Below are 26,742 nucleotides of genomic sequence, written 5' to 3' on the forward strand. Positions count from 1 at the left end.
AGCCGGTAGGATAAACCTGGTTCTGGATCATCGCTCGGTTTCCGCGAACAGAGTGGTTGTTCGGATTTCTGTTCAAGTCCGCAAAGACAACATTTCACGCTTTTCAAAACTAGGGAGTTCAGCCATGAGAAGATTTGCCTTTTTGTTGTTTTCGGTTTGCTGCGCCTTGGGATTGCAGGAGACTGTCGCAGCTCGGCCGGCAGCGGCCGATACTCTTAAGAAGGATTCAATCAACGTATGGGTTCCCACCATGGTCACCGGGATAAACGTCAGTCAAATTGCGTTCAGTAACTGGACGCAGGGAGGCTCGAACGCACTCGCGTGGACCGTGACCGCAAACCTGGGTTACGATTACAGGGGAGAGATCTGGGGACTTCAGAACCATCTCAAAGCGGCTTACGGGAGCACGAAACTTGGGAGTCAGGGCACCATTACGACCGACAACACACTCTTCCTGGAGAACGTATTGACATGCAAGGTCGGCTGGATTGTCAGGCCGTACTTCAGTAACGCTGTGATCACCACCATCACCGCGGGATATTCATACGGCGGTCCCCAGCCAGTTTTGATCGCAGACTTCTTCGACCCCGGGTACGTTACGCAAAGTCTCGGGTTCAGCTACAACAAGTTGAGTGACTTATCGACCCGGCTGGGGGTGGCAACGCAGGAGGTGTTTGCCAACAAGTATCGCCAGTACACCGATGACCCGAACACAACGGACAAGGTGGAAGCTTTTAAACTGGAGATCGGATTGGAATCTGTCACCCAGGCGAAACTCCAGATTGCCGACAATATTCTTCTGACGACGGGCCTTACCCTTTTTACTAGGTTCAACAGTCTGGAAGTCTGGGATGTCAGGTGGGACAATATGATTGCGGCGAAGGTTAATTCCTTTATCAACGTGAACTTCAACTACTTGTTGGTGTATCAGAAGGATCAATCTCTTACGACGCAGATGAAAGAGGGACTGCAGCTTGGATTGGTGTACACGATATTCTGATAAAGCTCCAGTATCTCCAGAGTCTCTCATCGGTATCTGCGAGAGGGTGTTTCTGTCTGTTTCTTTTGGAAGTTCAAGTATTAGTGAGATCAGTTCTGCCCGGTTTCCTCATTCAGCTCAAGAGCCGGTTTCCACGGAGTCACATGTTCGTCATCTTCTCACTCCTGGTATGAGCACCACCCGCGCGAAGCTTGATAATCAAATGTCGCGCTCATGAGGTGCCCCCAAAACAATCCGGTGTTGTAGCAGTAAGTCTTAGGCGAGCGTATAAAAAAATGCCCCGTGCATACTGACGGGGCAATGAAGTGATAATAATCAGGATTAAAAGGACCAATTGACGATCGGGAACACTGGCATGAATCCGCCAGTCTTGATGATGTTTATGATTCCAATCTGGAGACCTTTCATGCTCCCGGCATAGTTCACAAGGCCGAGCTGAAATCCGCTGACATGAGAACCAGAATTGAACCAGCCCCACTGTAGTCCCTCAACGTTTTTGTCGGTCAGGTTCAGGGCGCTGCCCTGGAAACCGACGAAGTCCCCGTCACAAATATTCACGAAGCCAAACTGCAGTCCGGTGAATCCGCCCGTGCCGATACCGTTGACCAGCCCCCAATCCAATCCGACCATTGATACATTGTTGCCATATATGAGATTCAGGCGTAGGCCCGCGATCGAATTGCTCTCCGGAAAAATCTGGATGGGATTGAACAAAGCGATGTTGATCGGCCTGGTCTGCGCAGCACTCAAGGATGGCAAAATAAGGACCGCGATTAGGAGGGCCCCAAAGACTCGAAAGAACTTCGTCTTCATGATTTTCTCCTTTTGCTATTTACACATAAATATACCAGCCGAAAGGACGTTTCACAATCTGAGTGCTTTAATGTCCATCCCATCTTGCTGGAGCCTCCACGCAGTGCAGGGTTCACCCGGCAGGGTGCAGTAACTGCCAATGTTCTTTTCGCTAAGTGTCGCCCAGCGAAGAGACCTAGTAAAAACTTGAATGCGTCGCACCTTCTCGTGGCAATATTTCCGGAGCATGGGCACTGCATCTGTTTCCCTTTATTTTCGGGAAAACGACTTCTTGTCATTCTGCTGAATGTCGATGCCACGCGCTTGATCTTCGAGTTGCCAATGCGAAATCGGACCGCTAACATTTAACGTCCCTCCAAGAACCGAGCGAGTGTTATATTAGTGAATTAAGAATCACCTGGTCCAAGGAGACAACAATGGGCAAGAAGGCACAAAGTAAAAGCAAGGCTCCGATACCACAGAATGGGAAATCTTCACTCAAGCCACCGTACATCAAGAAAGTCGGAGAACGAGGAATGATTGCTATCTGGGTGGTCGACGGGACTTACGTGAGGACACATCTCGATGAAGAGTTTACAAACTTCGGCCAACACTATGCTTTCGAATGTATTCCGAAGGATGAATTTTGGCTCGATAAGGAGGCAACGGAGCACGAACAGAGCTTCTTCATCGACCATCTGCTGGTTGAACACAGATTGATGGAGAAGGGTGTTCCCTATGACGCTGCGCTGGAGGCTGCCGATAAGAAAGAGAGGGCAGAGCGTAAGAGAGCGGGTGATATTAAAAAGCTTACACGCGGAGGCAATCTTCCTGATTCAACAAAAGTGCACGTGCGGCTCTGGAAGAAATTAGAAACTGGAATCAGTGTTTGGATCATCAATGGCAGGTTAGTGAGAAGCGTCTTCGACATTGATTTTACCGAAGGCGGGCACGATTACGTGTATGAGTTTGTGCCTCAGAATGAAGTATGGATTGATGATGATCTTGAAGAAGTGGAGCGCCCCTATGTTCTTCTTCACGAGCTGCACGAGCGGAACTTGATGGCGAAAGGATGGACATACAGCAAAGCGCACGAGGATTCAAGCAAGATTGAGTATTACTGTCGCCATCATCCCAACGAGTTGCACTCGAAGCTGGCAGATGAAGGGTGGGAATGAGAGGATGTTTCTTGTTTGAGCGCGCGTTCCCTAGTCGCATCGGGATAATCACACCATGGTGCTGATGCTGATTCGCACAACTGACTTCTTCGGTGAATCGTGCCTAGCCGCGGTTGTTCTCTTAATCTTAGGTCCGTAGAATCGTCAAAATTTCCCCATCTGGGGAGGTTAGAATGATTTTTATTGAAATAATCCGGCCTGTTGTGTATAATTTCCACGCGGCAAGAAATGGTCGAGCTTCTCAACTCAAGTGGTCAATCCGACCTAACGACCGTATGTTTATCTATTAAGATCGAGACAAATACAGAGCGAGGAAATGCAAACAGGTGATCTGAAGTTAGTAAAGAGTATCAACGACCGACTCGTCCTTAATTTGATCAGGACGAATCGAATCATTTCGAGTTCAGATCTTGTCAAGGTCACGGGTATGAGACCGTCGACAATCTTCAACATACTGAACGACCTGTCTGCGAAGTCCATGGTGATCAACCTTGGCAAGGGCGAGTCGACGGAAAAGGGCGGCAAGAAGCCGTACCTTTGGAGTTTGAATAAAGACGCTGCGTACGCCATCGGTTTGGATTTTGAAATCGGTCAGCTCACTGCAGTCGTTCTTGATTTCAGTGCCGACATCGTAGCAAAGAAGACCTATAAGGTCGAGGAGTTCGAATCTCTCGACGAATTAGTCAAACAGATTATTATGATAGTGGATGACGTCCTTGCCGACTCAAAAGCAGAAGGAAGCAAGGTGATCGGAATGGGTATCGCCGTTGCCGGGATAGTGAACAGCGAGACTGGCGTCGCCGTCATGACGAGTGTTTTTCAACAGATGAACGTGCCATTCCTTTCCGCACTGAAGAAGCATTACTCTTTTCCGATCGTAGTAGAGAACAACGCGAATGCTTCAGCTGTTGGCGACAAGTGGGTTGGAGTTGCGAAGGAAAGCAAGAATTGTATGACGGTGCTTGTCGAGTTCGATAAAATATTCCGCGGAATGGGTATCGGGTTGATAATCAACGAGGAGCTCTACCATGGTTCCTCCTTCAGCGCGGGCGAGATCAACTCACCTCTCTTGAACCTCAGGGAAATGCTGGACAATGTCAGGAATCTCCTCTCCAAGGGGGCAATCCTGAAACAGTACGAGTCCACGCCCGATCTCATTGATGTCAACATCATGATCGACGCTGCCAAACAAGGTGACGAAGTTGCTCTTGCGTTTTTCAAGCGGTTGGGTTACTTGATAGGGAGAAGTATAAGCGGCTACATCGCGGTTCTAAATCCTGACATGTTAATTATATCGGGAGACATTGCCGAGCTGGGCGAGATCATTGCAGCGCCCGTAAAAAGCAGCATCGACCTTCAGGTTCTTTCAATCACAAGTGAGACATTGAGTGTAGTGACAAGCTCGCATGGTCATTATTCCGTTGCAATGGGAGCGGCATCCATCATCCTTAGCAATCATTTCAAAGTACCTAACGTCAGGATGATAAGTTTCGGAGCGGCTGGCAGAGGAGCTAAAAAGGTTTCTTCTGCTCGGCGTGCCTCCTGATCCACACTCCTTTTACCTGCACATTGCCTTAGACATCTATCCGGTATGTTTTCTTATCGAGTAAATGAGTGCTACAGCTTGAATGATCTTGAACTCGCTGCATTCTAAGACGAATTGATATGTCTAATTTCTTGCAAAAAAGCGGTGGCCTGGAAATCCGTCCCGAGGCTGGCCTAAGCTTCGCGAAGAGAGGCTCCTGTTCCAAACGAAGAAAGTTTTTCTTGCAAATAAACCGACCACTACGTAGATTTAGAATAGGAGATCACCAGCGAGTTTGACTGATGAGATACCGCGGAAGTTGCTGGGCAGTCCTGCGGCCGATGGGGCGGCTCGACGTCAGCCCCCGAATCCTTGTATCCTCCAATTTGTTATGATGTCGGGATTGATTCCCTAAGAATGATCCGGTGATTTTTCTTGGCAATGTAGAAAGGATGGAATCTAGAGATTGAAAAAAACAGACTCTACGAGGAGAGAAAAAACAGAAAGCACCTTCTCGAAAGTTGAGTTGCAGGCCCTTGCGGTCTCAGGTGAGAAGCTGAGCTACTCGCCGGCAGAGAAGATCGGAGTGATCGTGGTCGACAACTTTCCCATGCTCGGTAAACTGACTGCCTTGAGATTCCTTGAGTGGATGCAGGATAATGCGGGCGGAACAGTCTCCCTTCCTACTGGAAAGACCCCCGAGCATTTTATCAAGTGGGTCTCGCATTATCTTGATAACTGGGGCGACGACTCCTTGAAGAAAGATCTTGAGGCCAACGGCGTCGACCCTTCGCGGAAACCTGATGTGAAATCTCTCCACTTCGTCCAGATAGATGAATTCTATCCGATAAATCCTGAACAGCAGAACAGCTTCTATTATTATGTGAACAAATTTTATATAAAGCCGTTTGGATTCGACCCGAAGAGAAGTATGCTTATCGACTGCAGCAAAATCGGACTCCCCGACGGCAAGAAGCTCGATGATGTCTGGCCCGACAACAAAGTGGATCTGACACTGAGGTTTCGACAGCCGAAGACAGCGCAGGACCGCCTTCAGCAAGCCGTTCTCGAAAATGTGGACCAGTGGTGTGCGGACTACGAGGAAGGAATCCGTGCCCTCGGAGGGATTGGCTTCTTCCTGGGCGGAATCGGACCCGACGGCCATATCGGTTTTAATATTCGCGGGTCTGATCTAAACTCAACGACAAGACTGACACCGACCAATTACGAGACGCAGGCAGCAGCGGCGACTGATCTGGGGGGCATAGAGGTGTCCAGGAACAGACACGTAATAACGATAGGGCTGAGCACGATCACCCGGAACCCCGATTGCACTGCCATAATAATGGCTGCCGGCGAGGCAAAAGCACAGGTGGTCGCGAACGCGATTCAACATCCGAAGCATGTTCGATATCCGGCCACCGTTCTTCAGTCGCTTACTAACGCGCGTTTCTATTTAACAAGAGGCGCCGCTAAGTTGCTGGATGAAAGACGATATGAGGGTTTGGTCGGGAAGAAGACGATATCCGATCAGGAGACCGAAGAGATTGTCATAAACCTCGCCGTTGAGAAGAGAAAGAGGATTAGAGATCTCACGCGAGCCGATTTCGAAAGTAACAGGCTTTCTTCAGAGCTGCTGCGAAAACGGCCCGATGGCATTGACGCGATAACCGCCTGTATAGAGAAGAACATCGTTGAGCGAATCGCGGTCGGGAGCAAATCCGAACTTAACACCGTGTTTCTTCACACTGAGCCGCACCATGATGATATAATGCTAGGCTATCTGGCATACGTCGTCCGGAGGACGCGCGATGCTTCAAACAGGCACACGTTCCTCACGCTAACGAGCGGATTCAACTCGGTGACGAATGAATACATGCTGGAGCAGTTGAGAAATCTTAAATACTTCCTTAACCGCGGAATGTTCGACAAGCTCTTCTCTGAAAACTACTTTACCGCCAATGACGATCACAAGAGCAACCGGGACGTGTGGCAGTACCTGGACGGGGTGGCAGAGAACAATCCCCATACGAAACGCGAAGGAGAAGCGAGAAGACTTCTCCGGAACCTGACAACATTGTTCGAAGATGACAGCAGCGAAAATATTCTTCACCGGATAGACGAATTGATAAATTATTTCGAGACACAGTACCCGGGCAAAAAGGACCTGCCTCATATTCAGCGTCTTAAAGGGATGGTCCGCGAATGGGAGGCTGAATGCCTCTGGGGATATTTCGGATTTAATTCGCCGTCAATCGTGCACGCGCGCCTCGGCTTTTACAAGGGGGACGTCTTTACGGAAGAACCCGAAATCGGGAGAGATGTCGTACCGGTCCTGGGCATTTTGCGTGAAGTCAAACCTGACATCGTGGGTGTTGCCCTTGATCCGGAGGCGAGCGGACCGGATACCCACTACAAAGTTCTTCAGGTCATGGCGGAAGCTCTGAAGATGTATCAGAAAGAAACGGGAAAAGATAACATTAAGGTGATCGGGTATAGAAACATCTGGTACCGCTTCCATCCATCCGAGTCGAATGTATATGTACCGGTATCTCTCAACATGCTTTCGGTTCTCAACGATTCCTTCATGAACGCGTTTGCGTCGCAGCGTGGCGCCTCATTTCCGAGCTACGAATATGACGGACCGTTCTCGGAGCTTGCACAGAAGATTCAGGTTGAGCAATACAGGATTTTGAAAACCTGTCTGGGCCGCGAATACTTCAACGAACATGTAAGTCCGTTGATTCGTGCTACAAGAGGGTTCGTATTCGTGAAAGCGATGACTCTGAACGAGTTTTACGAAACCTGCATGGCACTGAGGAAATCGACGGAGAATATCTAAGCAGAAAGTTCCGCCCAGGTAAGCCGCTTCGAATCTGTAAAAGAAATCCTCCTATCCAATCGGTTGAATCCAATCGTAGAGGAGATGAGGGGAGAACAAAATCTTTTCTCCACGCCTCTGTGCCTCTCGTCGATTAATTCGGGCGTCGAAGGCAAGCGGGAAGTGCAAGCCTGAGAGTGACCCTTACCCGGCGACGATCAGGTCCGTCAGCCTGGACTCGATTTTGCGAATGTCGACATGAGGCCTTCCGTGTCCCTAGCTTCAGAATTTAATTTCTTCAGAAAAAAAATCAACAAACCTATCCGCTTGAAAACAAGGGTGCGCGCAACGGTGAAACCGGCCTAAATTGTCCCCATTCCAGCCAAGGCGGCACTTGACAATCAACCCATGATTGTCTAATATTGTTTGGTTTGTTCGTGCTCCCGACAAACAGGCGGTCGTTTCGAAGACTGCGGGAGCGGGAAGTCACATCGCCTTTCACACCGGTCAAGGCGAAATCCCGTACCACGATTTTGGGCGCACGATGACCTTGGCAAAGGATTAAAGCGCGGGAGCGAGGAACTAGTGACAAGGCAGATCCGTCCGATGCGAATCTAAGAAGTTGCGTACATGCATTTTCCAATCTTGAGTTTTCGAAGGGAAGGAAGTATGCCAATCCAAATTAGAGCTGTAAGCCACAGACTTTTCGCGGGAGTCGCCGTTCCCTCACCGCTAGGAATCATCATTTCAATCAGCGTGCTCGTCACTGGTTTGCTCTTTCAGGTTTCCGCTTATGGCGCGGGGGTTCTGACAAATTCGAGTATAAAGGGTAGTGTTAAGGATTCGCAAACAGGCGACGCACTTCCTGGAGCAACTATCCTTCTGAAGGGGACTAGCCTGGGGTCGTCGTCCGACCTGGCTGGCGACTTCATTATCAGGAATGTCCCGCCCGGCTCTTACACTCTTCGTGCTACCTATGTCGGCTATAGATCTGTTGAGGTTCCGATCACAGTGAATGAAGGCCAGGACCTGACCGAGAACCTGAAACTCGAAGCGGTTGCCATTCAAGGGCAGAGTGTATTGGTGACGGCGCAGGCTAGCGGACAAAATGCGGCGATAAACCAACAACTGTCCTCCATGCAGATTACGAATGTCGTATCCGCCGCGAAGATTCAGGAGCTCCCTGATGCGAACGCGGCGGAATCGGTCGGCAGGCTGCCCGGAGTATCCTTGATCAGAGAGGGCGGCGAGGCCTCTCAAGTGGTCATCCGCGGACTCGCACCGCAATACAATCAGATAACGATTGACGGCGTCCAGATGGGTGGGAATGTCACTCCCAATACCTCCTATAATTTGCTGCCGGATACCCGCTCCCCGGGGATCAACGATCAAACAGCGCTGGCGAACCTCTCCAACTTTGGTGATCGATCAGTGGACCTGAGCATGGTTTCTTCGAACAGCCTTGGAGGAATAGAGGTCACCAAGGCGATAACTCCGGACATGGACGCTGCGGTGCTGGGTGGTGTCGTGAACTTTGATTTGAGGGAGGCTCAAACCGGCGTGTCGGCGTTCCATCTTCTGGCCCAGGGCGGTTACAACAACCTGAAGGACGACTATGGCGATTACAGGCTTGGCACCAGCGGCGAGAAGAGATTCTTCGATGAACGCCTTGGTGTCTACGCAGATGTGGAGGTGGAGCGCAGAAATTTATCCGCAAACCAGCTCGGTGCGGACTACAATATAAAGACAAAAAACTTTGGCGTGACCAACAGAACCTACCTCTATGATGTCACGCTGACAGACATCCCCCGCGAGAGACAACGATATGATGGCACGATCACCATGGATTACAAACTAAACGACGGCAAGATTGATCTGATGACGTTCTACAGCTACGGGGACACGAAAGAGCAGGATCGGGCTGAAACGTTCAAGCTGCTTGATCAGGGCAACAGCCACGTATATTCGCTGACAGACCAGGAAACACAATTGACTCAATTGACTAACATCCTTGATTTCAAGAAAGAAATATCGAGCTTCGACATAGACGCAAAGGTCTCGCACTCTTATTCAGAGAATTATCTGCCTTACAACAACGATTACCAGTTCCAGCAGTTGTCTGCAGGATACTCAAATGTAAATGATGAGAACCTGAGCCCTCAACAGATACCGGCCCTCGCAAACGACAGTCTTCCGATCACACAAATGTTCAGTGTCGCGGACGCAAACAGTATGACCAAACAGAGAAACATATCAGCGTCACTGGATCTAAAGACCAATCTTGACTTTTCGAACTGGCTTACAAGCACGATAAAATTCGGTGGGCAATTTCAGTATGTGACAAGGTCCTACAACTACGAACAGTCCGACGGAAATATCTGGTATAGTGGTGGTAATGTAATTCAAGGTATTGAAAATACATTTCCCTGGATGATACCGACGATTCAGAAGTATGGTATGATAATCCCCCTGGTAACCGACAGCGGTTACAGTTATAAGCACTTCTTCGACGGCAGCTATAATATGGGGCCTGCGATGAACGTGGGGCTTTTGAACCAGATGCTCCAGGTGGCAAAGAAATATGGCACCCTGGAATCTTGGTCTTATAATGCTGTTGCTTCGGGTACGTCGGATTACTCTGGAAAAGAATACAGAAGTGCCGGATATGGAATGGCAACGGTCAATTTTGGTCCCGACCTTACTCTTCTCCCGGGTATCCGGTACCAAGTTCTCGAGACAGACTACACGGCACCACGCGCCCTGAGTCAACTCGGGCCGATCTCGAGATACACATACATCCATAAAGATACGACTGTCGATGTAGCTCATGGTTTTTGGTTGCCGATGGTGCACCTGCGATATAACCCGCTTTCATGGATGCAGATTCATCTAGCATACACCAATTCGATTACTTATCCCGACGTCAGTGCCATAACGCCTGAACTGCAGGTCGGTACATCTTCGGTTGATTACCACAACTATCTGTTGAAACCGGCGCACTCATCGAACTACGATGCGATCTTGTCGATTTACGACAACACAATCGGTTTGTTATCCATTGATGGATTTTACAAGCATATCAACGACCTGATATTTTCTACCGGCACCACTTATGTTCTCAACGCGTCTCAATTTCCGGGCGTGCCGACTTATGCTCTCGGGTACTCGATCAACACGAGCGTCAATGACCCCTATGCGGTTGAAGTATACGGTGCTGAGGTTGACTGGGAGACGCATTTTTGGTACTTGCCGGGCCCCCTGTCCGGATTGGTTCTGAGTGCGAACTACTCTCGAATATTTTCACAGGCTAAATATCCCTATACCTACATACATGTAATAAGCCAATATCCCTTCAAGGCTGACACGATAAGCACTTACTTCACTGATCGTCTTATCAACCAGCCGAGCTTTGTGGCAAATCTTGCGATTGGATACGACTACAGGGATTTTTCCGCACGCGTCTCGATGCTCTACCAGAGTAATGTCTTCGAGGCATATAACTTCTGGCCCGAACTTAGATCCAATACCGACAAGTATCTCAGATGGGATGCTTCTGTTAAACAGGGACTACCCTGGCTCGGGGTTCAGGTATTTTTCGACCTTTACAATATCAACGGTGCTCGTGATATAACTCTCAACAATGGATCGAATTTCCCGAGCGCCGAGGATCATTATGGTATGACCGCTGACCTGGGAATTCGTCTGCAGCTGTGACTATGGCTGAAGGCGCCGAGCGAAAGCGGAGGAAGGCATCATTTGTACGAAACGTCAAGAATCAAACCAAACCAAAGGAGACTTATCATGAAAACGATTTTCACTGCCCTTGTTCTATGCGCAGTGGCATTACTGGCTGCATCGCCCGGACAGCTGTTCGCCCAATCCGACACGATTTGGGTCGCAGCATCCCCGGCTGGTAACATTAACGATTTCATAGGCGGTGACACACTCGCGGACGGGAGCCGAGCTCATGCGAATGCGATCTACGCTCTTTACAGAGATTCCCTGTATTTCTATACTGCGACACTCGAGTCGAAGGGTCCTCTCACAATCGTTGCTCCCGATGGTGCAGGAGCGCCTCCAGTAATAGCGTCGGCTGTTTTGCCAGATGGCTCGACTGTGTGGACATTCCTTAACTCAGACAAAGGAAATCTCACGCTGAAAAACCTTTACTTGCTTGGTGTTGGACCGAACAACCAATGGCTAGGCTGGGGCAGCGCAGTCAACATCAACGGCGACAGCAGTAAGGTCGTTGTTGATGGCTGCGTATTCGACGAATGGAGCGATGGCGCCGTCGACCAGAACGGAAGCTGGGACAGTTTCTGGTTCACAAACAATTACTTCATCAACGACATTCACTCCTCGTCATACTTTGGTGGCCACGATTGGGAGTCGCATGGAGTGCCGACTGATACTATCATCATGGTCAACAATACTATGTTCAACGACAATTCGTATTCCTACTGTCCGACGGGCTACGTTAGATTTAATCGCTTTGAGCATAACACCGTCTGTTTGAACATGGTTAACCCGCAGAATGATTTCTTCGGGACCAATGAGATCGTCAGCAATAACATTTTCTATTCTACTTTGATGATCGGTCAGCAGATCGATGAAGCCTACGGCGCGTGGTACGACACTGTTCCCTACAAGTCATTCGCATGGAGCGGCTCGTCCACTATCAGTCTTGATACTCTCGGGTTGCTAAACTGGATTGCCCAATACCCTGCGGAGCACTTATCCGATGCTACTAGGAAAGTCCTCATCCACAACAATGCGTATTTCTGGCCCTCACAAGTTGTGAACTTCTGGACCGCCTATAACGACACGGTTACAAAGAAGGTAGCTGTGAGCTATTCCGATTCATCTTTCAACCCGAGCCATGGTCCTCACGACACGCTGCTCGTCAACGATACGATAAAAGCGATCCTGGTGCCGCCGGCTGGATGGATGAACGGCAGGACTCAAGGCATGTTCAGCAACAAAACTATGTTCCCTGGACTGAGCGCATGGGCAAACGACAGCGTTGACCCAGGATTTCCTTCGTTTGTTTCGAACCAGATTGATAGTGCTTTGAAATATGTTGTTGCGATCAGAGCCGGCCTGTACCCGGGCTTCATGTGGGACTACACTGCCGGTCAACCGATGTTCAGTTGGCTGTGGCCACTGCCGAATCTCGCGTACTCGAACGTCTCACTTCAAACCGCCGGTAGCGACGGGTACGCGCTTGGAGACCTGAACCAGTTCCCGACTCAGAAGGCGGCATGGCTGGCAGCAGGTGGACTTGGACTCGGAGTTAAACCTCAGGTTGTCTCCGTTCCCGGCAAGTTCGAGCTCAGGAACAATTATCCGAACCCGTTTAACCCGACCACTACAATCAGCTTCACGCTTAACGCAACCGGCCCGGCAAGCCTGAAGATCTATAATGTCCTCGGTCAGCTGGTGATGACTGTGGACGAAGGCGTAAGGAATGCGGGTCAGCTTTATACCTTCAATGTCAACATGGACAGATTCTCCAGCGGAGTATACTTCTACACGCTCCAGCAGGCGACTAATTCAATTACTAAAAAGATGCTCCTTCTGAAGTAGATCGCCATCGGCGAAGGGCTGTCAGTCCAAAGCTGACAGCCCCGCCGAATTTTCATCCACGGTGTCAATTATTCTTGATCGTCTCTTGAGTTGCCCGAAAGAAAAAATGTCCGTTGAGTATTCGGGTTAGGTAACTCCCTCCGTCGAAGATAAAACAGCGATGCGCGTTCCTCGCATCTCCATTCCACTCATCATCCTTTCGCTTCAACAATCCCGTCTCGAGTGAGTCGTCATGCTATTTGAGTGTGTGGTCACTGATCTGCCGTGCACAAACTCCGGTCCATGCTTGCAGAACAGGACCCAGGCATTCGCAAGGTTATCCCACCGGGTTCTCCAGCGGGGCACTTCCAATCTCTGTTGCTGGCAGACCTTGCGACCGTCGATGTTTGCGCTAACATGGATTTTGCCCGAAAATCACGTTGGTGCATTAATTTATTCATCGACAAAATCAACTCGCGTGGGACAGGAGACCTCCGGTTAAGTCGACAGGCCAAAATGGTCGTAATTCCGCCTTTTGCTCGAAACAAAACACTTGACATTGCAGACTGGGTTCAGTAACATATCTTAGTTTGTTCGAGCAACCAATAAACTAAACCGCATAAGGCTGTTATTTGACCGGAATACGTTCTCAGGAAGTAAACTATGTCGACCGAACGCAGTCACGATTGGATGAAAAACGATACTCCCGCGTGTTTGCGGGCAATCTGGCTTGCGGAAACAGCTCTGAAAAGAAGATTTCTGATGCGAACTCGTCTTTTGCATCTTCGCCGATCAATCGGCAGAAAAATGGTGCTCGTCTTTTCAATCCGTCCCTAAGGCTGGCTCATGAAAACATGACAGGGAGACAAAATGAATAGAGCCTTACTACGATTACTGACTTCTATTTCCATTCTCGTTTTTTCAATCTGCGGTGCAGCAAGTGCTTCAGTTAGTCCGAGCGTGCAAGGAACTGTAAAGGACGCTCAAACAGGCGAGCCGCTTCCGGGCGCAAGCGTTCTCCTTCTCGGCACGAGTCTCGGCGGCTCGACTGACCTGAATGGAAAGTACACGATCAAGAACGTCCCCCCGGGAAAGTACACCGCACGTGCGACTTACATCGGCTACAAATCTTCGACTGCAGATATTGAAGTGAAAGAAGGAACAATCCTCACTCAGGATTTCTCGCTCGAAGCTGTCGGCATCCAGGGCCAGGCTGTTATTGTAACAGCTCAGGCGAGCGGTCAGAACCAGGCGATCAACCAGCAGCTTTCATCGATGCAAATCACGAACGTAGTTTCTGCCGCCCGGATACAGGAGCTTCCCGATGCAAACGCTGCTGAATCCGTTGCCAGGCTTCCGGGTATATCGGTCCTCAGAACCGGAGGAGAAGCGGATAAAGTGGTCATCCGCGGACTCGATCCGAAGTATAATGAAGTCACCATAAATGGAGTTCAGATGGCCGGCTCGGATGCGAGTGACCGAAGCGTGGACCTGAGCATGATATCCTCGAACATGTTGGAGGGGATCGATGTCACCAAAACAGTTACCCCTGACATGGATGCGAACGTGATTGGAGGAGTTGTAAACTACGATCTTCGGGAGGCAAGCATGGAGAACCCCGGCGTTCCGAAATTCAGCCTCCTTGCCCAGGGAGCATACAACGGTCTGTCAGATGCCTATAACAAATTCAATAACTATAAATATGCTGCGTCCATCGAGAACAGATTTTTCAACAGCAGGTTTGGTGTTTTTGCGCAAGCATCACTCGAGAGACGAAATCTTTCCGACAATGAACTCAACGCGGGCTACTTTGCTAACCTGCAGGATCCAGTTAATTCGTACTCTGTTCAAAACGTTCAGATAGACGATATCGCCAGAGACAGGCTGAGAGGAAACGGAGTCGTTGCTCTCGACTACAAGCTGCCCGATGGAAGAATCCTTTTGTCCAACTTCTTCAGCAGCGGCAGTACAAAGACCGACGATCGACAGCAGTTCTATAATATTGCGGCGGGTGATGTCCAGGATTTTAATGCGATTAGAACCAATGGAACTTTGAATACGGTTACAAATCTCCTTAGCTACGAACAGCAGGCATGGATATTCAACGTCAAAGCAGGTTTGTCACATTCATATTCAGAGACCAGGGACCCGGCGGACTGGACGGTCAGCTTTATAAATGGCTCGGCCGGCATACCGAGCTCACTGCGCCTCGGTACTAATGTGGATCCCAAAGACATAGTGAAATCCGCGAACAACAATGTCAACACCAGTCTTCTCTATACAGTGCAGACTCAGTACACATTTACTCGCGAGCGGGACTTTGGAGGGTCCTTGGATCTCGATACGCACTTGAACCTGTCGGATGAAATCACCTCCGTAATCAAGTTTGGCGGAAAGTATCAGCATCAAACGCGATCATACAATACGGATTTCATCGATGGAGAATCATTTACTTACGCGAGCGGAGCAGGGATCATAAAAGAGTTGGCCCATGCTTTCCCCTGGGTTCAGACAAGCGCGGATAGTACTACCATCCTGATGGCTTCGGTTTCAGATCCGAACTTCAGCTACGGAAAATTTCTCGGTGGAGACTACACGATGGTTCATCCGCTGGACTTCTCTCGCCTGCAGTCGATGGTGGACTACATGAATGCCCATCAGATAAATCAAAACATAAATTATAATTACGACATCGGCAATTCCGGACAAAGCGATTATTCCGGCCAGGAAGATATAAGCGCCGCTTATGTGATGGCAACTGTCCATATCGGCCCGATGGTCACAATCATCCCGGGTGTCCGGTATCAACAGCTCAGGACCGATTATCTCGCGCTTCAGGGCGAACGCGGTCCCAATCCATACAGTCAGTACGTTGCCCAGACGGACACGGCAATAACTTATCATCATTACTGGCTCCCCGATGTCCTCGTTCGCATCAAGCCGACAGATTGGTTCGATGTGCGCCTCGCCTACACAAATACTTTGTCCTACCCGGACTACGCGTCCCTGGCTCCAATCGTCGTAGTCAACCTGACTGCCAACCAGATTCAGTGGAACGGTTTTGAATTGAATCCGATGAGGTCCACGAATTACGACGCATATTTTTCTTTTTACGATAACACAATCGGTCTCTTCACGGTCGGAGCTTTCTTAAAACAAATTACAGATTTGATTTACCAGTACACGTTCACTCCGACTGCCGCAGAACTGGTTAATTATTGGCCCCAATGGATGACCCCGCCTACAGGACTCAGGAAGGGACCCACAGTCGCCGAGTACATAAACAATCCATATAAGATCAACGATTATGGAATGGAACTCGATTGGCAGACGCACTTCTGGTATCTGCCTGGACCTCTCACGGGTTTAGTGCTGAACGTGAATTACACACATATTTTTTCAAAGGCGCAATACCTGGTACCGCTCGTGACTAACCAACGAACCGGTGAGAGTGTCCCGTCGGGATACTATGATCCGCTTCTTTATCAGCCCGACAATATTGTAAACCTGACAATCGGTTATGACTACAGAGGATTCTCAGTCCGGGTATCTTCAATTTATTCGGCCAAGATTTTCACGACTCCGAGTCAATACCCTGTAATTCGTGCTTCAACTTCAGCATACAATCGGTGGGATGTCGCGCTGAAACAGGAATTGCCGGTGCAAGGACTCGCGGTCTACTGTAATCTGAATAATATCAATGGAGCCAACGATATCAGCGTGATATCATCACCAAATGCAGTGCCGAGAAGCGAACAAAGTTATGATTTCATGGTTGAACTTGGGCTTCGTTATCAACTGTAGACAGACATTTATCAGTGGAAAGCAACATTCAAGAATGAGCTTTCTTGGTTTAACTAAATACAAATTCACATTAGTGCCTGGATGTGAAAGGAGGCGGTGCGAAGACACGAGCGAATTTCTTTATGGAGCTGAATCCATTTTCAAAAATGAACGAAGATGGAAAATCATGAACAGGTCTAAAAAATCAAAAGGAGAATCAGGATGAAGCGATTCAATTACTTGACGTTTCTCCTTGCAATGGTAGCGTTTCTTGCCTTGCGAGGTCAGGTGTTTGCTTACGGTGCAGATACACTTGTCGTATACGCAACACCTATAAACGTCACGCTTGACAGCGTTGTAAGTCATGATCAGGCCACAGCACACCATCATGTGTATGTATTGGCCTCAGTCGATACGCCTTACACCTTCCTCAATACCGTTTTGGTGAATGACAACGTAACGTTCCTCGGTGTATTGGGAGCGAACGGAAGGCCGCCTTGTATTGAACCCGATCCGTCGACCTCAGCCTCGACCGCTCACCAATATTTATTCACCTTTACAAAAAATGGCTCGACTGTAAAACTAATGAACCTTTACCTCCTCGGGATCGCAACGGATGGTTCAATCAATGAAGGTGATGGATTTGGAGTTACAGTAAACGGAGACAGCATACACCTCATTGTTAATAACGTCGTGTTCGAACAGTGGAGTCAGTTCGCAATTAATTATTCCGGGAACTGGGACAAACTTACCATTCTGAACACCGAATTTAGGAATTTGGTCAACCCGGGAAGCGATTACACTGGTGAAGCGATAAGGTTCAGAAACGATATCAACCGTGATCCGCAAGATTCCGTTGTCATTAAAGATTGTACATTCCTTGGCTTGAACGGATACGTGGCGTGCGTGGGGGTGACGGGTTTTCTAACGTACTTTGACTTCGAACACAATAGTGTGGTAGGCGTATACAAGAATCCGTTCTTTGCTATGAATACCACAAATTGGGTATGCCAGCACAATATTTTCTACGCTGCTTATGCGGGCGGAATGGCCAACGGTGAATACCCGTGGTGGGATCGGATTTGGGCGCCCGGCGCAGGTTCAGTCATCGATCTTGATACACTTAACAAGCCGATAGCTGGACAGCTTGGCATTGACACGTCCGCGTCCACCTGGATAACGGCTGCCGAGGCAGCACGTAACATTCAGATAAACGATAACGTGTACTTCATGCCGACATCAATCTCGGACTTTGTGACGGCCTGGGATGACACAGCGCACGGAGTTGACAGCATTTACACTTGCGGCTGGATGAACGCTTACACCGAGGCAATGTTTGCGAACCATTCTAACTTCAAGGCGACCGGCAACCTGGTCGGAACAGACCCAGGATTTGGTTCTGGAATCGCAGCCATGATTGGTGCTGCGGGGACTACAGTCCCGGCTGCTGACGGAATTGGCATGCTACCGTGGCTCACCGAATCAAGAACCCACGGTGATGTAGCCACACATTTCTGGGGATACCAGCAGGCGTTGCCGGACTTCAGCAGCGGAAATTGGGAACCCACATGGCCGCTTCCGGAAGCAACTTCGAATGATCTGAAATACTCTGCTTCGATGAAAGCCACCGACGGACAGTACTACGGCGATACGAGATGGTTCGGTGTGGCGTTGGCAGTGAAGCCCCAGACTCAATCCGTTCCGGCGAAGTTCAGCCTGAGCGACAATTATCCAAATCCGTTCAACCCGACCACGACAATCGATTTCACGGTCGCGAGAAACGGAAGTACAAGTCTCAAGATCTACAACATTCTCGGCCAGCAGGTCATGACTGTGTTTCAAGGAAACGCGGTTGCCGGCCAGAACTACAGCTTTAACGTCAATATGGACAGATTGGCCAGCGGACTCTATTTCTATACGCTGGACCAAATTGGTAATTCAATTACCAAAAAGATGCTCCTTCTGAAATAGCGGAATCCCGGATCGGGGGCTGCTTCGAGACCTTGCAGCCCCCGCCGGGCTATTTCAGTCCAGAAAAATTCCAAACGGGAGAAATTTACTATTGTTCAGACTTTTTGTTCATAGGGAGGCGCACGCTCAGCTCTCGATCATTCTTCTCTGCGGAGCGATCTTCTGTGGACAAGCTGCTGCACAGAACCGCATCGTCGGCTACTATGCCGCATACAATTCGGGTCTTCTTCCCTATGATCAGGTAGAGTATTCAAACCTTACAGATGTTATCGTCGCGTTCGCGATTCCCAATTCGGATGGAAGCATAAGCTTCATTGATCCATCCATGCCTTTCCCCGGCCTCGTCAGCGCTGCACACGCCGCAGGGACTAAAGTTCTGATTTCGTTAGGTGGAGCGTCGGGTGGTACGGCATTCCCTCTCGTGACGGCCGACTCAACGTCGAGGGCTCGCTTTATAAACAGTATCATCGCCTTTCTGACCACGAACAGCTACGACGGGGTCGATCTAGATTGGGAGACACCCGCGGATTCACAGGAGACCGACCAGTTGACAGCGCTCGTCCGGGATATGAGGGCTCGCTTCGCCCAAACTGATTCGTCGTTCTTGATCACCATGGCAATACCGCCGGGCCCATGGGGCGGACAACATTTCGATATCCGCAACCTTGTTGCAAATGTCGATTGGTTCAACGTGATGTGCTATGATTTTGTCGGGTCATGGTCCACCTACGCCGGCCATAATTCACCGTTATACCAGGCGGTCGACGATTCCAACCAGGCGGGATCCGATTCGCTAGCCGTCGCATACTGGATCGGTAGAGGGTCACGATCGGTAGCCATACCAAAAGACAAACTGGTACTCGGTGTACCATTTTACTCTGTGCAATTCGATGCACCCGGACTCTACAGGATGTTATCGAATTCTACCACGACGAATCCATATTATCCTGAGGTCATGAGCGATCTTGCCGCGGGATGGGTATATCATTGGGATAATGTCTCGAAGGTGCCGTACCTTATGAACTCATCAGGTACCGAGTTCATTACGTTTGAAGACACGAACTCCATCGCGATTAAGGTCGAGTTCTGCAGCCGTCAGCAGCTCGGCGGACTAATGATCTGGGAGCTCAGCCAGGATCTGTATAATGGGCACCAACCGCTTCTCGAGACCCTTGCCGGGAAGATGAAGACAACTACGGCGGTCGTGGCACATCCGGTTGCTGCGTCTCAATTCAAGCTTCTTCAGAATTATCCCAATCCGTTCAACCCGACAACCGTAATCAGCTACAAGTTGTCGACATCCAGCTACGTCACGCTCAGGGTCTATGATGCACTTGGCAGGGAAGTGCGTACACTGCAGAACGGGTGGACAAATCCGGGAACGCATGAAATTGTGTTCGACGCGTCCGGTTTCGCGAGCGGAATTTATCTCTGCACCATCACTTCAGGAAGTTTCATGCAGACGGAAAAAATGATTCTGATTAGATAGGGTGTAAATTGAAATCAGTGGTCCCGGATAATATTCTCCCGATCATGCGATCGTTGCGAATTTCTAACGACGAAGCTCGAGACAAGAATGGCTGAAAGCGGCAGAAAAAGGATCAGCCCGGCCTTTTGGGTCCCCACACTGTACACAGCTGAAGGACTGCCGTTCGTTATCGTCAATGTAGTTTCGGTCCTGATGTACAAGAGCTTCAGCCTCAATTTGAAAAGCAAAGGGCTTCCCGATATTCCTGACAGCCAGATCGCGCTGTTTACCACTCTCGCCGCGTGGCCATGGATGCTCAAGCCGCTGTGGGGTCCTTTCCTCGAGATGTTCAAGACGAAGAAATACTTTGCCGTCGCCACACAGTTTTTCGGCGGGATCTGTTTCGGCCTTCTCGCTTTCAGCCTTCAGCTGCCGGATTTCTTCAAATGGTCGATCGTGCTGTTTGCCGTGATCGCTTTCAATTTCGCGACACACGATATCGCGGCCGACGGAGTCTACATCAATTCACTTTCAGTAAAAGAGCAGTCCGCCTTCATCGGTTGGCAGGGCGCATTCTACAACGTGGGGAAGATCCTTTCGCAGGGAGTCTTTGTCATACTTGCAGGCTATCTCGAAGTAAGCATCGGGGTTGTGAAAGCGTGGATGGTCGTCATGATTTTGTTCGGCGTCCTTCTTCTCCTCATAAGTTTTTATCATATGAAGATGCTTCCGACCGGCGGAGCTGCCGGAAGCGTGAAAAACTTCAGAGAGACCGTTGACACATTCTGGGACGTTGTCAAAACCTTCTTCGAGAAGAAATACATCTGGTGGGGAGTTATGTTCCTGGTCCTTTATCGCTTTGCCGAGGGACAGGCGATCAAGATTTTTCCACTCTTCATGCGTGCCACCAGAGATCAAGGCGGCCTCGGACTTCCAACCGAACAAATCGGGCTTCTCTACGGGATATTCCCGCCGCTCGCGTTCATTCTCGGCTCCGTCCTCTCCGGATATTTCACTGCAAAACGTGGACTGAAACGATCTCTCTTCACTCTTTGTTGCTTTTTCAATATTCCTTTCGTTGCTTATGCGTTTCTCGCAATTGTTCAGCCGACAAATATGTTTGTGATCGGCGCGGCTGTCGTTTTGGAATATTTTGGATACGGATTTGGGTTTGTCGGATTGACATTATATATGATGCAGCAGATCGCACCAGGAAAGTACAGGATGGCGCATTACGCGTTCGCAACGGCTCTCATGGCGCTTGGGTATAACATCCCGTCCATGCTCAGTGGATACCTGAGCGATTTCCTGGGTTATAAGAACTTCTTCATCTGGGTACTCGTTGCGACTATCCCTTCGTTCCTTGCGTCGCGGTTTGTGCCGTTCAGGGTGACGGAGGATGCTTCGAACAACGCAATTCAATTTGCGGAAAAATCGGAATAAATCGGGAATAAGTAAATGAAATACGGTTTTTTTGATGAACAAAAAAAAGAATATGTAATAGAACGGCCGGACGTGCCTGTCTCCTGGACGAATTACCTCGGCGTCAAAGACCTGTGTACCATTATATCACATAACGCCGGGGGATACTCCTTCTTCAAGTCAACCGAGCATCATCGCGTGACGAGGTTCCGGCAGAACGGAGTTCCGCTCGACCGGCCCGGACATTATGTCTACATTCGGGACGACGAGACAGGAGAATACTGGTCGCTGTCCTGGCAGCCGGTTGGGAAGGATTTTACAAAAGCCCGATATACATGTCGCCATGGATTGTCGTATTCGAAATTCCAGTGTGAATACAATGGAATAGAAGCCGAACAGCTGGTATTCATCCCGGTCGACGACGATGTCGAATTGTGGGACGTCAGAATATCGAACAAGGGCGGCGCGCCGCGAAACCTTAGCGTCTTCAGTTACGTGGAATTCTCGTTCCATCATGTCGAGATCGACAATCAGAATCTGCAGATGAGTCTTTATGCTGCCGGTTCCAATTACGCAGACGGCATCATCGAATATGACTTTTTCTATGAACCGTGGATGTACCACTTCTTCGCTTCTAACTTCGAGCCGGACAGCTATGATTGCGTGAGAGACTCTTTTATCGGCAGCTACCGGACGGAGTCCAACCCGATCGCTGTGGAGCAAGGCACGTGCAGCAACAGCAGCGAGCTCGGCGGTAATCATTGCGGCTCGCTTCATAAGAAAATATATCTCAAGCCGGGTGAAGGAACGCGCATCGTGTTCATGCTCGGCGTCGGTCCGAGGGACGGTGACGGCAGATCGATGAAGAAGAAGTATTCTGATCTGAATAATGTCGACGCGGCCTTCGGCAATCTGAAGAAATATTGGGAAGCAAAAACTTCAGTCTTCAAATGCGATACGCCTAACGACGGTCTTAATGCTATGGTGAACACATGGACTTTATACCAGGCGGAGACTTGCGTCGTATGGTCGCGGTTTGCATCGTTTGTCGAGGTGGGCGGAAGAGTAGGTCTCGGCTACCGCGACACGTCGCAGGATGTAATGGCCGTCCCGCACACGAATCCGGAAAGGGTGAAAGAACGAATTGTCGAGCTCCTGCACGGGCAGGTCAGCGCCGGATACGGGCTGCATCTCTTCGATCCTGATGTGTTCAAGCCCCAGTCCGAGAGACTTCCGGGGGTGAAGTTGCCGACGGTGGTCCCCACTCCGTCGCCGGATTCCATCATTCACGGGATCGAGGACGTGTGTTCGGACGACGCACTCTGGGTCGTCGGGTCGATATGCGAATACGTGATGGAGACAGGCGACACCGGATTTTTCGATCTCGTCGTTCCGTTCGCAGATGGAGGCAAGGGAAGCGTATATGATCATCTTAAGCGGTCACTGGATTTTACTGCCGGACAAACTGCGGCTAACGGTATCGCGCTCGGATTGCGCGCCGACTGGAACGACTGTCTCAACCTTGGCGGCGGGCAAAGTGCTATGGTTTCGTTCATGCATTTCTGGGCGCTGACATATTTTATAGAAGCGGCAGAACATCTCGGACGGAGAGACGATGTGAAGAAGTATTCCCGTCTTGCCGAGAAAGTGCGCTCAGCAATCGAGAGAGAATTGTGGGACGGCGAATGGTACGCGCGCGGCGTGACCCGCACGGGAATCAAGATAGGCGTGAACGAAAATGAAGAGGGGAAGATATTCCTTGAGAGCAATGCGTGGGCCGGTTTGTCGGGCGCGGCATCGAAAGAACGGGCGCGCAAGGCAATGGATTCCGTGCACAAACACCTCGGATCGAGCTACGGCATTCATCTCAATTGGCCTTCTTACACAAAACCAAACGACGAGATCGGATACGTGACGCGCGTTTATCGAGGCATAAAGGAGAACGGCGCTATCTTCAGCCACCCGAACCCGTGGGCCGTCATTGCCGAGTGCAAGCTGGGTCGCGGGAACCGGGCGATGGAATACTACGACGCGATCCTCCCTTATAACCAGAACGATTCGATCGAAGTCAGGCAGTCCGAACCGTACGTGTACTGCCAATTCATCATGGGAAAAGATCATACTGCATACGGCAGAGCAAGACATCCCTGGCTCACCGGTTCGGCTGGATGGTCCTACACGGCCGCTACGAAATATATTCTTGGCGTGCGACCATCTTATAAAGGTCTGATAATCGATCCTTGTATCCCGTCGGACTGGGATGGTTTTCATGTTGAACGAAAGTGGAGAGGTGCCACATACCGGATCTCGGTCGAGAATCCCGAAGGCGTCGAGAAAGGAGTAGTCTCCATCGAACTGAACGGCAAGCCGATAAGCGGCGCGATCCCGGTTCAACCGAAGGGCTCCGTTAATGAGGTGAGAGCAGTCATGGGGAGTGTCAAGATCCCCCAGGAATCGTACGCAGTCGGGAAAGAAGCCAAATGAAGGGCAGAAATCTGCTAGTCGGACTTTTCATCCTTTGTTCGTTCCTCCTGATATCCGCGGCGTTCGCACAGGAGAAACAGGTCGCGGTGTATTATCCCGAATGGCGAATCGCTGACAACGGTTACTCCGTCAAGGATTTTGAAAAGAGTGGCGCGGCAAAAAAGGCGACCGTCATTATATATGCGTTCTGTGAACCTTCCCCGGACTCAACAGGGAACATCGAACCCAAATTCATGAATTCATATTCCGCATATCAGCAACCGTACACAAGTCAGATGAGCATCGACGGTGCAGCTGACGACTCGACACAACCGCTCAGGGGTCAGTTCAATCAGCTGTTGAAAATGAAAAAGCGGCATCCGAATATAAAGATCCTCATTTCCATCGGCGGGTGGACCGGATCGGAGTTTATCTCCGATGCTCTTCTCACGGAGGAATCGAGAGAGAGATTTGCGGACGAGATAATAGACAGATACATAAAAGGAAATCTGCCCGTTGCGCGGAACGCGGGGGGAATGGGGGTCGCCGCTGGAATTTTCGATGGTGTCGATTTCGATTGGGAATACCCGCTTGCAGGTGGAAACGAAGGGATTCACCATAACGACAAAGACAATGACCATCTTACGGAGTTTTACAAGCTGCTTCGAGACAAACTGAATTCTATAAACCCTGCCTTCCTCCTCACGGCAGCAATTCCGGGAGGTGAAACTTACGCGGTGAACTACAATCTTCATGCGGACCAGAAATACCTGAACTGGTACAATCTGATGACGTATGACTTTGCGGGGGGATGGTCAGCCAGAACTGTGCACCATACAAACCTCCTGACATCACTGTCCGCTCCTCCCGGGATGCAATGGTCATTCGATCAGTCAATTCAGATGATCGAAAAGAAATTTGGCGTAGCGCCGGAAAAGATCGTACCCGGAGTTGCTTTCTACGGAAGAGGGTGGAAAGACGTCGACTCAACAAACTTTGGGCTGTACCAGGCCGCCGGCGGGCCTGCTCCTGCGGTAGGAGAAGATGGATTTGCGTATTACCCGGATCTCATTCGGAACTTTTCATCTCCCTCTGACTGTCACTGGGACAAGGACGCCATGGCGCCCTGGATATATGATGCGGCCGGAAGAGTATTCTGGTCCTTCGACGATCCGAAATCGATTTCCCTGAAAGTCCATTATGTCGAAGCGTACGGACTCGGAGGCATAATGTGCTGGGAGGTCAGTGGAGACGATTCGATTGGAACGCTTCTCAGTGACGTGGTCACAGGAGCCATGCCGTACCGCACGTTCAACGCATCGGGAAGCGGTAAGAGTCGACCACACGTTGAGATTGCCGTTCCCGGCCCGACAGACACTCTGCGCGCCGGTACGTGCCTAATTATAAACACTGATGTTTCAGACTCGAACGGAGCGATCCAGAAAGTGGAATTCTTCGTCGACGGAAATTCAATCGGCTATGACGCGTGCTATCCGTTTGACTGGGTCTGGTTCAATTTGCCGGCCGGCAAACATGAGGTAGTCGCAGTAGCAACCGACAATCTTGGGAACTCGTCTCGTTCAAGATTACTGACTTTAACCGTCAACGACAAATAAAGCTGCGGTTGAAATTTTCCACGACTTAATTTGTGATGCCTCAGACGCATCCGCAGGATTTCCTCACCGCAAGTTCAGCATGCACGATGATACGTTTCCCTGGTTTGGACTTGCCTTCAATTTCTGAAATCAAAGTCTCGGCAGCGGTCTTGCCTATTTCGTAAGCCGGCTGACGAATTGTTGTCAGCGGGCTGAAGACAAGTTCCGCGCGAACGTCGTCTGTCATTCCCACGATTGCGATATCCTGAGGTATCCTTAATTTATGTTCCTGGACTGCCTTCATCGCGCCAAAGGCGGCCGGATCGTTTACCGCGACGACCGCATCAGGCCTGCTTCTCACCGGCAACTGGAGCAGACTCTCCATCGCTTCATACCCGCCTTTTTCGTGGAAACCGGATTCGACAACAAGTTCCGGCCTGAACTTCAGGCCGTTGCGCTCGAGCGCCTTACGGTATCCGTTGAGTCTTCCTCTTCCGATAGAAACGCTCGACGGCCCGCCGAGATGCGCAATTGATTTGTAACCGTGCCCTATCAAGTGCTCCGTGAGCCTTATGGAGCATTCCTCATCGTCGATACTTACACAGCTTGCACCGATATTCTGAACAATCCTGTCGAAGAACACGATGGGTAGTCCTCGCCTTATCGCATCACGGTACACAGAGTGTCCCTTCACAGTCTGGGCCGTCGAGATGAGAAGACCGTCCACCCTCTTGGACTCGAGTGTGCTTATCGCATCCTTTTCACGTGTCTCGTTTTCAGCGGAGTGAGCAAGTATCAAGTGGTATCCTGCAGAATAAGCCGCATCCTCGATTCCTCTTATGACTTCCGGGAAAAAGGAATGCGATATTTCAGGAACGACAACTCCCAAAGTTTCTGTTCTCCGAAGTGCAAGACTCCTGGCGATATGGTTCGGCGAATAACCGAACTTCTTCGCCGCTTTCAAAATCCGTTCGCGTGTTTTCTTGTCGACGTTCGGACGTTTGTTCAATGCTCTGGAGACGGTCATTGCCGAGACTCCCACTTGAGCAGCGATAGATTCCGCCGTCACCCGCCTCGTCGATCTTCCTCTTGTTCTTCTTTTCGCCATTTGTTTTCTGCTAGCCCCTTGCTGCTGACGACTTATCATGTATGAAAGTTA

The 26,742-nt window shown here is 50.0% G+C and carries 14 protein-coding genes; 12 read left to right on the forward strand and 2 right to left on the reverse strand.

What is annotated here, in order from left to right:
* The first annotated feature begins 124 nt into the window (after positions 1 to 124).
* Complete coding sequence (locus VIS48_06080; GenBank protein ID HEY9165714.1) at positions 125 to 1,000, forward strand: DUF3078 domain-containing protein; 876 nt, start codon at positions 125 to 127, stop codon at positions 998 to 1,000.
* Positions 1,001 to 1,321: 321 nt separating this feature from the next.
* Here VIS48_06080 and VIS48_06085 read toward each other — a convergent pair whose 3' ends face one another.
* The gene (locus VIS48_06085; protein ID HEY9165715.1) at positions 1,322 to 1,813 is read right to left on the reverse strand and encodes a hypothetical protein; all 492 of its coding nucleotides are present in this window, start codon (positions 1,811 to 1,813) and stop codon (positions 1,322 to 1,324) included.
* A gap of 416 nt (positions 1,814 to 2,229) precedes the next feature.
* Here VIS48_06085 and VIS48_06090 point away from each other — a divergent pair, with 416 nt between their 5' ends.
* The 11 genes from VIS48_06090 to VIS48_06140 all read left to right on the forward strand — a co-directional run bounded on the left by VIS48_06090 (position 2,230) and on the right by VIS48_06140 (position 25,604).
* Entirely contained in the window at positions 2,230 to 2,970 is a 741-nt protein-coding gene (locus VIS48_06090; GenBank protein ID HEY9165716.1) for a hypothetical protein, read from the forward strand.
* Positions 2,971 to 3,286: 316 nt separating this feature from the next.
* Positions 3,287 to 4,516, forward strand: coding sequence for an ROK family protein (locus tag VIS48_06095; protein ID HEY9165717.1), 1,230 nt, complete (start codon positions 3,287 to 3,289; stop codon positions 4,514 to 4,516).
* Positions 4,517 to 4,961: 445 nt separating this feature from the next.
* Complete coding sequence (locus tag VIS48_06100) at positions 4,962 to 7,337, forward strand: glucosamine-6-phosphate deaminase (protein HEY9165718.1); 2,376 nt, start codon at positions 4,962 to 4,964, stop codon at positions 7,335 to 7,337.
* Between the two features lie 648 nt (positions 7,338 to 7,985).
* On the forward strand, positions 7,986 to 11,030 hold the full coding sequence (locus VIS48_06105; protein ID HEY9165719.1) for a TonB-dependent receptor: 3,045 nt from the start codon (positions 7,986 to 7,988) through the stop codon (positions 11,028 to 11,030).
* Positions 11,031 to 11,117: 87 nt separating this feature from the next.
* The gene (locus tag VIS48_06110) at positions 11,118 to 12,902 is read left to right on the forward strand and encodes a T9SS type A sorting domain-containing protein (protein HEY9165720.1); all 1,785 of its coding nucleotides are present in this window, start codon (positions 11,118 to 11,120) and stop codon (positions 12,900 to 12,902) included.
* A gap of 849 nt (positions 12,903 to 13,751) precedes the next feature.
* Positions 13,752 to 16,685: a TonB-dependent receptor gene (locus tag VIS48_06115; protein HEY9165721.1), complete on the forward strand. Its 2,934-nt coding sequence runs from the start codon at positions 13,752 to 13,754 to the stop codon at positions 16,683 to 16,685.
* 201 nt (positions 16,686 to 16,886) lie between these two features.
* A complete protein-coding gene (locus VIS48_06120) occupies positions 16,887 to 18,635 on the forward strand; it encodes a T9SS type A sorting domain-containing protein (GenBank protein HEY9165722.1) in 1,749 nt (582 codons plus the stop codon).
* 91 nt (positions 18,636 to 18,726) lie between these two features.
* Positions 18,727 to 20,124, forward strand: a complete 1,398-nt coding sequence (locus VIS48_06125) for a glycosyl hydrolase family 18 protein (protein HEY9165723.1) — start codon at positions 18,727 to 18,729, stop codon at positions 20,122 to 20,124.
* 87 nt (positions 20,125 to 20,211) lie between these two features.
* On the forward strand, positions 20,212 to 21,546 hold the full coding sequence (locus VIS48_06130; protein ID HEY9165724.1) for an MFS transporter: 1,335 nt from the start codon (positions 20,212 to 20,214) through the stop codon (positions 21,544 to 21,546).
* Between the two features lie 15 nt (positions 21,547 to 21,561).
* Positions 21,562 to 24,009: a GH116 family glycosyl hydrolase gene (locus tag VIS48_06135; protein HEY9165725.1), complete on the forward strand. Its 2,448-nt coding sequence runs from the start codon at positions 21,562 to 21,564 to the stop codon at positions 24,007 to 24,009.
* Entirely contained in the window at positions 24,006 to 25,604 is a 1,599-nt protein-coding gene (locus VIS48_06140) for a glycosyl hydrolase family 18 protein (GenBank protein ID HEY9165726.1), read from the forward strand. The genes VIS48_06135 and VIS48_06140 overlap by 4 nt, the downstream gene beginning before the upstream one ends.
* A 40-nt stretch (positions 25,605 to 25,644) precedes the next feature.
* Here the strand turns inward: VIS48_06140 and VIS48_06145 are convergent, their stop codons facing one another.
* Positions 25,645 to 26,691, reverse strand: a complete 1,047-nt coding sequence (locus tag VIS48_06145) for a LacI family DNA-binding transcriptional regulator (protein ID HEY9165727.1) — start codon at positions 26,689 to 26,691, stop codon at positions 25,645 to 25,647.
* Positions 26,692 to 26,742: the final 51 nt, after the last annotated feature.

It is taken from the genome of Candidatus Kryptoniota bacterium (genome assembly GCA_036567965.1).
Classification (GTDB): Bacteria; Bacteroidota; Ignavibacteria; order Kryptoniales; family JAKASW01; genus JAKASW01.

Excerpts from the sequence above, each read along its gene's own strand:
- VIS48_06145 (HEY9165727.1), bottom strand. The coding sequence starts at position 26,691 with ATGGCGAAAAGAAGAACAAGAGGAAGATCGACGAGGCGGGTGACGGCG.
- VIS48_06090 (HEY9165716.1), top strand. The coding sequence starts at position 2,230 with ATGGGCAAGAAGGCACAAAGTAAAAGCAAGGCTCCGATACCACAGAAT.
- VIS48_06105 (HEY9165719.1), top strand. The coding sequence starts at position 7,986 with ATGCCAATCCAAATTAGAGCTGTAAGCCACAGACTTTTCGCGGGAGTC.
- VIS48_06095 (HEY9165717.1), top strand. The coding sequence starts at position 3,287 with ATGCAAACAGGTGATCTGAAGTTAGTAAAGAGTATCAACGACCGACTC.
- VIS48_06080 (HEY9165714.1), top strand. The coding sequence starts at position 125 with ATGAGAAGATTTGCCTTTTTGTTGTTTTCGGTTTGCTGCGCCTTGGGA.
- VIS48_06130 (HEY9165724.1), top strand. The coding sequence starts at position 20,212 with ATGGCTGAAAGCGGCAGAAAAAGGATCAGCCCGGCCTTTTGGGTCCCC.
- VIS48_06115 (HEY9165721.1), top strand. The coding sequence starts at position 13,752 with ATGAATAGAGCCTTACTACGATTACTGACTTCTATTTCCATTCTCGTT.
- VIS48_06120 (HEY9165722.1), top strand. The coding sequence starts at position 16,887 with ATGAAGCGATTCAATTACTTGACGTTTCTCCTTGCAATGGTAGCGTTT.
- VIS48_06135 (HEY9165725.1), top strand. The coding sequence starts at position 21,562 with ATGAAATACGGTTTTTTTGATGAACAAAAAAAAGAATATGTAATAGAA.
- VIS48_06085 (HEY9165715.1), bottom strand. The coding sequence starts at position 1,813 with ATGAAGACGAAGTTCTTTCGAGTCTTTGGGGCCCTCCTAATCGCGGTC.
- VIS48_06140 (HEY9165726.1), top strand. The coding sequence starts at position 24,006 with ATGAAGGGCAGAAATCTGCTAGTCGGACTTTTCATCCTTTGTTCGTTC.
- VIS48_06110 (HEY9165720.1), top strand. The coding sequence starts at position 11,118 with ATGAAAACGATTTTCACTGCCCTTGTTCTATGCGCAGTGGCATTACTG.